General features: G+C 66.0%; 9 protein-coding genes. 6 read left to right on the top strand and 3 right to left on the bottom strand.

Annotated elements, in window-relative coordinates; translation table 11 throughout:
* Window positions 1–115 precede the first annotated feature (115 nt).
* From fbaA to AC5RWX_RS14355, 3 genes are all read left to right on the top strand, one after another.
* Window positions 116–1,138 carry a class II fructose-bisphosphate aldolase gene (gene fbaA, locus AC5RWX_RS14345; RefSeq protein WP_493942431.1) on the top strand — a complete coding sequence of 341 codons (1,023 nt, stop codon included), beginning with the start codon at window positions 116–118 and terminating at the stop codon, window positions 1,136–1,138.
* Window positions 1,139–1,561, top strand: coding sequence for a DUF3151 domain-containing protein (locus AC5RWX_RS14350; protein ID WP_493957865.1), 423 nt, complete (start codon window positions 1,139–1,141; stop codon window positions 1,559–1,561).
* 194 nt (window positions 1,562–1,755) lie between these two features.
* Window positions 1,756–2,424, top strand: a complete 669-nt coding sequence (locus AC5RWX_RS14355; RefSeq protein WP_494097556.1) for a cyclodeaminase/cyclohydrolase family protein — start codon at window positions 1,756–1,758, stop codon at window positions 2,422–2,424.
* A gap of 74 nt (window positions 2,425–2,498) precedes the next feature.
* Here the strand turns inward: AC5RWX_RS14355 and AC5RWX_RS14360 are convergent, their stop codons facing one another.
* Together AC5RWX_RS14360 and AC5RWX_RS14365 are read right to left on the bottom strand one after the other, a co-directional pair.
* Window positions 2,499–2,888, bottom strand: a complete 390-nt coding sequence (locus tag AC5RWX_RS14360; RefSeq protein WP_494097557.1) for a VOC family protein — start codon at window positions 2,886–2,888, stop codon at window positions 2,499–2,501.
* Complete coding sequence (locus AC5RWX_RS14365; protein WP_494097558.1) at window positions 2,885–3,181, bottom strand: ArsR/SmtB family transcription factor; 297 nt, start codon at window positions 3,179–3,181, stop codon at window positions 2,885–2,887. The genes AC5RWX_RS14360 and AC5RWX_RS14365 overlap by 4 nt, the downstream gene beginning before the upstream one ends.
* 201 nt (window positions 3,182–3,382) lie before the next feature.
* Between AC5RWX_RS14365 and AC5RWX_RS14370 the strand changes: the two genes are divergently transcribed.
* Window positions 3,383–3,811 carry an SRPBCC family protein gene (locus AC5RWX_RS14370; protein ID WP_493942175.1) on the top strand — a complete coding sequence of 143 codons (429 nt, stop codon included), beginning with the start codon at window positions 3,383–3,385 and terminating at the stop codon, window positions 3,809–3,811.
* A gap of 70 nt (window positions 3,812–3,881) precedes the next feature.
* Window positions 3,882–4,508, top strand: a complete 627-nt coding sequence (locus AC5RWX_RS14375) for a thymidine kinase (RefSeq protein ID WP_493945089.1) — start codon at window positions 3,882–3,884, stop codon at window positions 4,506–4,508.
* A gap of 45 nt (window positions 4,509–4,553) precedes the next feature.
* Here AC5RWX_RS14375 and AC5RWX_RS14380 read toward each other — a convergent pair whose 3' ends face one another.
* Window positions 4,554–5,417 carry a DUF72 domain-containing protein gene (locus AC5RWX_RS14380; RefSeq protein WP_494097559.1) on the bottom strand — a complete coding sequence of 288 codons (864 nt, stop codon included), beginning with the start codon at window positions 5,415–5,417 and terminating at the stop codon, window positions 4,554–4,556.
* A 505-nt stretch (window positions 5,418–5,922) separates the two neighbouring features.
* Here AC5RWX_RS14380 and AC5RWX_RS14385 point away from each other — a divergent pair.
* Entirely contained in the window at window positions 5,923–7,212 is a 1,290-nt protein-coding gene (locus tag AC5RWX_RS14385) for an adenylosuccinate synthase (RefSeq protein WP_494097560.1), read from the top strand.
* The last annotated feature ends 823 nt before the right edge of the window (window positions 7,213–8,035 follow it).

Consider the following 8,035-nt stretch of genomic DNA (forward strand, 5'->3'; position numbering starts at 1 on the left):
CTGAGCGTCTCGAACGCTGGGACCGCCGGACGCAAAAGCCGCTCCCGGACCGGACTCGATAGGATGGGCGCAGAGGCAACGCCTTCGAATCCGTATCGCTAGCCAAGGAGTCAGCATGCCCGTTGCAACCCCTGAGATCTATGCCGACATGATTGACCGCGCCAAGGCGGGCGGCTTCGCCTACCCGGCGATCAACGTCACCTCCTCGCAGACGCTCAACGCAGCGCTGCAGGGCTTTGCCGACGCCGGTTCCGACGGCATCATCCAGGTTTCCACCGGCGGTGCCGCGTACTGGTCCGGTTCCGGGGTCAAGGACATGGTCGCCGGTTCGCTGGGCTTCGCGGCGTTCGCCCGCGAGGTGGCAAAGAAGTACCCGGTCAACGTGGCGCTGCACACCGACCACTGCCCGAAGGACAAGCTGGATAGCTTCGTGCTGCCGCTCCTGGCGGAGTCCGAGGCCGCCGTGAAGCGCGGCGAAGACCCGATCTTCCAGTCGCACATGTGGGACGGCTCGGCCGAGACGCTTGAAGAGAACCTCAAGGTGGCCGAGGACCTGCTGGCCCGCACCGCCGCGGCCAAGATCATCCTGGAAGTGGAGATCGGCACCGTTGGCGGCGAGGAAGACGGCGTCGAAAACGAGATCAACGAAAAGCTCTACACCACCGTGGACGACGGGCTGAAGACCATCGAGGCGCTGGGCGCAGGCGAGAAGGGCCGCTACATCACCGCGCTGACCTTCGGCAATGTGCACGGCGTCTACAAGCCCGGCGGCGTGAAGCTGCGCCCCGAGCTGCTCAAGCAGATCCAGGCCGAGGTCGGCGCGAAGATCGGCAAGGACAACCCGTTCGACTTGGTCTTCCACGGCGGCTCCGGCTCGTCCGAGCAGGAAATCGCCGACGCCGTGTCCTACGGCGTGATCAAAATGAACGTGGACACGGACACCCAGTACGCCTTCACCCGCCCGGTGGCCGGCCACATGTTCACCAATTACGACGGCGTTCTGAAGGTCGACGGCGAAGTGGGCAACAAGAAGGCCTACGATCCGCGTGTTTGGGGTGCGGCCGCCGAGAAGTCCATGGCAGCCCGCGTGGTGGAAGCCGCCCAGCGCCTTGGCTCTGCCGGAAAGTCGGTGAAGTAAATGACCGAGCCTTTCCGCACCAACCTGCTGGGGCCCGAGCCGACCTATCTGCCGGAAGAGACTGACGTCCTGGCCCGCCTGGATGCCGGCGATGAAGCGGTGGACCTGGCCGCGAAGTTCCCGTCGTCCTCGCTGGTCTGGGCGATCCTGGCCGACGAAGCCTATGCCGAGGGCCGGACCGTCGAGTCCTATGCCTTCGCCCGCGTGGGCTACCACCGCGGCCTGGACTCGCTGCGCCGTGCCGGTTGGCGCGGTGCCGGGCCCATCCCGTGGGAGCACGAACCGAACCGCGGTTTCCTGCGCGCACTGTACGCCCTGGGCCGGGCCGCCGGTGCCATCGGCGAAACCGAAGAAGTGGACCGGATCGGCAAATTCCTGGCCGATTCCGACCCGAATGCCAAGGCGGCCATCGAAGGCGCCTGACTTCGTCAATCCGCTGGGTAGAAAACGGGAGCTCGCCGCCATGGCAGCTCCCGTTTTCTGCGCCCGCTTTCACTCCTCGAAGCAATGGTTGAACGGCGCCGGGGTCTTTCGCGACGCTGCATTGTTGGGGATGATGCAGAGATGGGAGCAGACACCTGGAGTGCAGCCGCCGCAGCAGTGGACGGGGCTGAAGCGTGAGCAGAAATGAAAGTATCGAGCAGTATCTGGGCCGGCTCGGATCGAGCGATCCGACGCCGGGTGCCGGCGCTGTCGGGGCAATCCATGCCGCGCAGGCAGCGGCGCTGATTGGCATGGTTGCCAGCTTCTCCAAGCCGGCGGAAGGCAGCGGCGAAGGCGGTTCGGCAGCCGAGTCCGGGGAGGGCGAGTCCGGAACTTCGGAAACAGATTTCGAAGTCATTTTGTCCGAGGCGGACCAGCTGATACGGACCGCAATGGACGAGGCGGAATCCGACGAGGAGAAATTCCAGCGGGTGGTCGATTGCTACAAGCTGCCGTCCGGATCCGACGAGGAACGGGCCAAGCGCAGCGCGGCCATCCGCGAGGCACTCGTTGAAGCGACGCTGCCGGCGAGGGCGCAGCTGGACCTTGCCACCGCCGTCGTCCGCTTGGGTGAGGAGCTGCTGGATGTCTGCAAATCCGACCTGCTCAGCGACATCGCAGTAGCGGCCGAGGCGGCCCGCGCCGCCGCGGCCACCGCACGCATTACCGTGGAGGCCAACTTGGCGTCGATGGCGGAGGATTCCCTGCAGGAATCGCTTCGGGACCACACGCAGAAGGCAGACCGGGTGGTGCGCCGGGCGGAGGAGCTTTCCGCGCTGGTGCGGGAGCGCGTGCTCGAGTAGCCACGGTGCCGCAACGTCGACCCCGACCACGGCGCGCTGATGTCGCCCTGCTGCGGCCCTTCTGACCGTTGCGGCTATTCCTTCGTGCTGGCGATCTGGATCAGGTTGCCGCAGGTGTCGTCCAGCACGGCGGTGATGACCGGCCCCATGTCGGCAGGCTTCTGGATAAACTCCACTCCGAGCGCAACGAGCCGCTCGTACTCGGCATGCACATCCTCCACGCCGAAGCTGTTGAACGGAATGCCGTCGGCCACCAAGGCCTCCTTGAACGGCCTCACCGCCGGGTGGCTGGACGGTTCCAGCAGCACTTCCACTCCGTCCGGGGCCTCGGGCGAGACGACGGTCAGCCAGCGGTCCGCGCCGAGCGGCACGTCATTCTTCAGCTGGAAGCCCAGCTTGGCGGTGTAGAACTCGAGCGCCTTCTGCTGGTCGTCGACGAAAATACTTGTGGTGGTGACAATCATGGTTCTTCCTTCGTGGTGGGTTGCGGGAAACGCGTGAGCCATTCCCGCGCGGCGCACAGCGGCGCAGGGTCCAGGTGGTGCACCGTAGTGCGCCCCCGGCTGCTGGCGGTCACCAAACCGGCCTCGCGCAGAATGGCCAGATGCTTGGTGACAGCCTGGCGGGATATTTCCAGATGGTGCTTGTTGATCAGGTTCACGGTCAGCTGGAAAAGCGTCTGGTCGTTGTCTGCGGCCAACTCCTCCAACAGGATCCGCCGGGTCGGATGACCGAGGGCGTGAAAAACCGTGTCCATGCCTCCACAATACGCAACCTAAAGGTTGCCAGTCCAGGGTCTGCTGGTTGTTCTGAAAGCCGCGCCGGCCGACCGCCCGGCCCGCCGGTCCGCCCGCCCCGGCGGACCGCGCATTCCGCCACTCCGCAGGCCGGAGCAGGCGATACGCCCAGTCCGCCGCCGGGCCTTTCGCCGCCGCGTGGGGAAGGGCATGATGCAGGTATGGGTGCGGACACGGCGTTCACGGTCACCGAGCAGGTCTATGTGCCGCCGGCACGGGCGTGGGCACTGCTGACCGACTGGGCAGCTGCGCCGGCGTGGATGCCCGGGGTGAGCGAGATGCACGCCGAAGGCCCGTTGGTCGTGGGCCAAACCATCGACTTCCACTCCCAGGGACATGATCGAAGCTGCACGGTAAGCGAGCTCGACGTCGGCCGAAGCATCACCATTGCCTCGTCCCAAGGGGACGTGCAGGCGTACTACCGCTACGAGCTCGACGGAGATGGCGGGGCGACGCGCCTGACCCTCACGGCCGACGTCGTCATTAGCGAGGAACTGGCCGGCATGGCGGACCAGATCCGGACGGCGATGGCGGAGGCAGACTCCGGCCAACTGGCCGGTTTCAAGCGTTTCGCCGAGGCCGCGCCCTGATCCGTCGCTGCCGTGCACCCGGGCCCATGCTCAGTAGAATCGACTGCTGGGACCGCTTGAAAGGACTGTGTTGGCCAAGCTCTACTTCCGCTACGGGGCGATGAACTCCGGAAAATCCACCGGACTGCTCCAGGTTGCGTTCAACTATGAGGAGCGCGGGCAGCGCGTGCTGCTGGCCAAACCGAACCTGGACACCAAAGGAGACAGCAAGATCGTCTCCCGGCTAGGCATGGCGCGGGACGTGGACTTCATGATCCGGCCGGGCGAGGCGGTGCGCGAACACTTCGGCCGGGTGGCTGCCGGGGAAGATCCGGACGCCCTGCTGGAGCACGTGGACGTCCAGCCGGTGGCCTGTCTGCTGGTGGACGAGGCGCAGTTCCTGGAGCCGGCGCAGGTCGACGACCTGTTCCGGATTGCGGTGATGGACAACGTTCCGGTGCTGGCTTACGGCATCCGGACCGACTTCCGCACCCAGGCTTTCCCGGGCGCGCGCCGACTGCTGGAAATCGCGCACACCTTGGAGGAACTGAAGACCATCTGCCGCTGCGGACGCAAAGCCGTGTTCAACACGCGCCGGGTGGGCGGGGAGATTGTTTTCGACGGCGAGCAGGTCGCCATCGACGGCGAGGACGTCTGGTACGAGTCGCTCTGCGGCACCTGCTATCTGGAGGCCTCCGGCGGCAAGCTAGAGGTTTGACGGCGGACCATAACGACGGCGGTGCCCCCACCGAGCGTCTGACCGTCAGGGGCCGGCCGGCAGGCCCAGCCGTTCTGCCAGCCCCATGGCGTTGAACGGGGCGTGGACTTTGGCGTCGTTGTCGAAGTACAGGTACGCATCCCGGCCCGCGCCGTCGGGACAGCCGGAGCCGGACAGCCAGCCGCTGACCGCCGCGGCCAGCCGGTCCAGATCCGTGTCCGTGTAGCCGCCGACGTAAAGCTCGTCCTTGCCGTGCAGCCGGACATAGATGAAGTCTGCCGTGATCTCGTGCAGCATCGGCCATTTTCCCGCGCTGTCCGCGAGCACCAAGGCTGCGTTGTGCCGGCGCAGCTGGTCGTAGAACTCCTTGTTGATGAACGTGGTGCTGCGGATTTCGACGGCGTGGCGCAGCGGGCGGTCGGCGCCGTCGTCCGGAATCCAGGTGCGGTCCTCCATCTTGTCGGTGTGTTCGGCGGCCAGGGCGGCGGCCGCCCGCGTGCTCCGCGGCAGTTGTGCCAGGAACTTCTCCATGACTCCGGCGTCGTAGGTGGCGCGTTCGGGCAACTGCCAGAGGAACGGGCCGAGTTTCTCGCCGAACCCCAGCACGCCGCTGGCATAGAAGTTGGCCAGCGCCTCGCGGACGTCCTTCAGTCCCTTGAGGTGCGTGATGTAGCGCCCGCCCTTGACCGCGAAGACAAAGTCCGGCGGCGTTTCCGCATACCACTGACGGAAGCTGGAGGGGCGCTGCAGCGAGTAGAACGTGCCGTTGATTTCCACCGAGTTCAGGCGGCTGGAGGCGTATTCCAGTTCACGGCGCTGCGGCAGCCCCTTGGGATAGAAGGTGCCGCGCCAGCGAGGGTACCGCCAGCCGGAAATGCCGATCCGTGCCACCGGATGAGAGGCCGCCATGATCGGCAGGCTACCCCGCGGCGGTGGCTTAGGCCAGAGCAAGCTGGCCCACCGCCGTCGTCCGCCGTCGTACCCCGAAGCCGCCGCCGTACCGCCGTCGTGCTCCGAAGCCGCCGTCCTACCGCCGCCGTACCGCCGTCCTGCTCCGGGACGCCGCCGCGCCCCCGCCGGTAAACCGACCGACAGCGCCCCCATTTCATCGACTGGAGAGAAGTTACACGCCTGCACCCGGTTTTACTGCATCTTTTCGCCACTGAATGCGTCCTCCCCGGATAGGCCCGGAAACCACGCTCCCCGTTGCGGCTCTGAAATCGCGATCCCGGTTTCGGCCGTGAATCGCCATCGGAGTAAACGGATTGAGGGCGCCTAGCGGCCATCGGCTAAACTTGGTGGGTAAGAGCCCCACATACTCCGCTTGGAGTGAGGGGCGTTCTCATGCGCGGCAGCGGCTCCTTCTTGTACAGACTGTCCGGGGCTTCCGCCGCATCGAATGGGGGAGGATCCCATGCCAGCAATTGTGATCGTCGGAGCTCAGTGGGGCGACGAAGGAAAAGGCAAGGCAACCGACCTGCTTGGCGGCCGCGTGGACTACGTGGTCAAGCCGAACGGTGGCAACAACGCCGGCCACACCGTCGTCGTCGGCGGGGAGAAGTACGAGCTGAAGCTGCTGCCGGCCGGCATTCTGTCCCCCAACGCCACCCCGATTATCGGCAACGGCTGCGTGGTCAACCTTGAGGCCCTCTTCGAGGAGATCGACGGACTCAAGGCCCGGGGCGCGGACACGTCGCGGCTCCGCGTCTCCGCCAACGCCCATCTGGTGGCCCCGTTCCACCAGACCATGGACAAGGTCACCGAACGCTTCCTGGGCAAGCGGGCCATCGGCACTACCGGCCGTGGCATCGGCCCCGCCTACATGGACAAGGTGGCCCGGCTCGGCATCCGCGTGCAGGACGTCTTTGACGAATCGATCCTGCGGCAGAAGGTTGAAGGCTCGCTGCGGCAGAAGAACGAACTGCTGGTCAAGGTCTACAACCGCCGCGATGTGCACGTGGAGGAAGTGGTGGAGTACTTCCTGTCCTTCGCCGAGCGGCTGCGCCCCATGGTCATCGACTCCACTTTCGTGCTGAACCAGGCGCTGGACGAGGGCAAGGTGGTGCTGATGGAGGGCGGCCAGGCCACCTTCCTGGACGTGGACCACGGCACCTACCCGTTCGTCACCTCCTCCAACCCGACCGCCGGCGGCGCGTCCGTTGGCTCGGGCATCGGCCCCACCCGGATCAACCGCGCAGTGGGCATCATCAAGGCCTACACCACCCGCGTGGGGGCCGGCCCGTTCCCCACCGAACTGTTCGACGACATGGGCGAATACCTGCAGAAGAAGGGCGGCGAGTTCGGCGTAAACACCGGCCGTCCGCGCCGCTGCGGCTGGTACGACGCCGTGCTGGCCCGCCATGCCTCGCGCGTCAACGGATTCACCGACTACTTTGTGACCAAGCTGGACGTGCTCACCGGCATTGAGCAGATCCCGGTCTGCGTGGCCTACGACGTGGACGGCGTCCGGCACGACGAAATGCCGATGACCCAGACCGAGTTCCACCACGCCAAGCCGATCTTCGAGTACTTCGACGGCTGGACCGAGGACATCACCGGCGCCAAGACGCTGGAGGACCTGCCGACCAACGCGCGCAACTACGTGCTGGCGCTGGAGAAGATGTCCGGCACGCGGTTCTCCGCCATTGGCGTTGGTCCGGACCGTGACCAGACCATCGTGATCCGGGATCTGATTTCCGAGTAAAGAACAGCAAACAACGACGGCGGGGCGCGGTTTGGCTCCGCGTGCCGCCTGCCGCTTGGGTAACGCAGCGGCAGTCGGATGAACATGAAGGGCGCGGGCAGCGATGTCCGCGCCCTTTGCTGTCGGGGATGCTGAGTCGGACGTGGTCCTGCTCCCGCACGCGGGCCGTGCTCTACATCCTGAGGGACCCTTACCGGCCGGAGCTGCTGATTGCTCGTGTCCTGGACGAGGTTGGTTACCGCAGCCGCTGACGTTAGCGACGCCCGGGCGGGGAAGTTGTCCTCTATCGGGGCCCGGGGCTTCTCATGCGTGGCGTCGGCTCTTTGGTGGCCGGGTCTCCCGGGCTCAGCGTTCCGCTTTGCGGGCCTTTGTCGCGAGGGTTTGTGAGCGGCTGCACGGTGCGGCCTGGGGGCGGGGTGGCGGTCCCGGGTTGTGTTGGGGTGCGGTGTCGGGGGTGGCGGTTCCGTGTGGTGGCGGGGTTTTTGGGCCGCCGGGCGGGTTGCCGGGTGGGGGTGTTGGGCGGGTTGTGGGGGTGATTTGCGGGGTGGCCGGATGGGGTGTATTGTTTTCTGAGTCGCTGCTGCTGAAGCAGAGAAAACAGCGGCCAAACCCCCTTCGAACATACGCCAGGATCTGGTGCGTTTTACGCGCCTCTGGGGTGGTTGGAGGGGCCGGGATTCGGGTCTGAATCCGCCGGGAACGGCGATTTGCAAAGGCCGCGGGAACCGGGTAAGTTAGAAAAGTTGCTCCGGAGCGATGGAGGGCCTGTGAGGGTCGTCTTGGTGCCGGGTGCTCCTGTTGTTTGAGAACTCAATAGTGTGCC

It is taken from the genome of Arthrobacter sp. SPT-J7 (genome assembly GCF_059089965.1).

Bases quoted from the DNA above. Each gene is read 5' to 3' on its own strand.
- fbaA (WP_493942431.1), top strand. From the start codon at position 116: ATGCCCGTTGCAACCCCTGAGATCTATGCCGACATGATTGACCGCGCC.
- AC5RWX_RS14350 (WP_493957865.1), top strand. From the start codon at position 1,139: ATGACCGAGCCTTTCCGCACCAACCTGCTGGGGCCCGAGCCGACCTAT.
- AC5RWX_RS14360 (WP_494097557.1), bottom strand. From the start codon at position 2,888: ATGATTGTCACCACCACAAGTATTTTCGTCGACGACCAGCAGAAGGCG.
- AC5RWX_RS14365 (WP_494097558.1), bottom strand. From the start codon at position 3,181: ATGGACACGGTTTTTCACGCCCTCGGTCATCCGACCCGGCGGATCCTG.
- AC5RWX_RS14370 (WP_493942175.1), top strand. From the start codon at position 3,383: ATGGGTGCGGACACGGCGTTCACGGTCACCGAGCAGGTCTATGTGCCG.
- AC5RWX_RS14380 (WP_494097559.1), bottom strand. From the start codon at position 5,417: ATGGCGGCCTCTCATCCGGTGGCACGGATCGGCATTTCCGGCTGGCGG.
- AC5RWX_RS14385 (WP_494097560.1), top strand. From the start codon at position 5,923: ATGCCAGCAATTGTGATCGTCGGAGCTCAGTGGGGCGACGAAGGAAAA.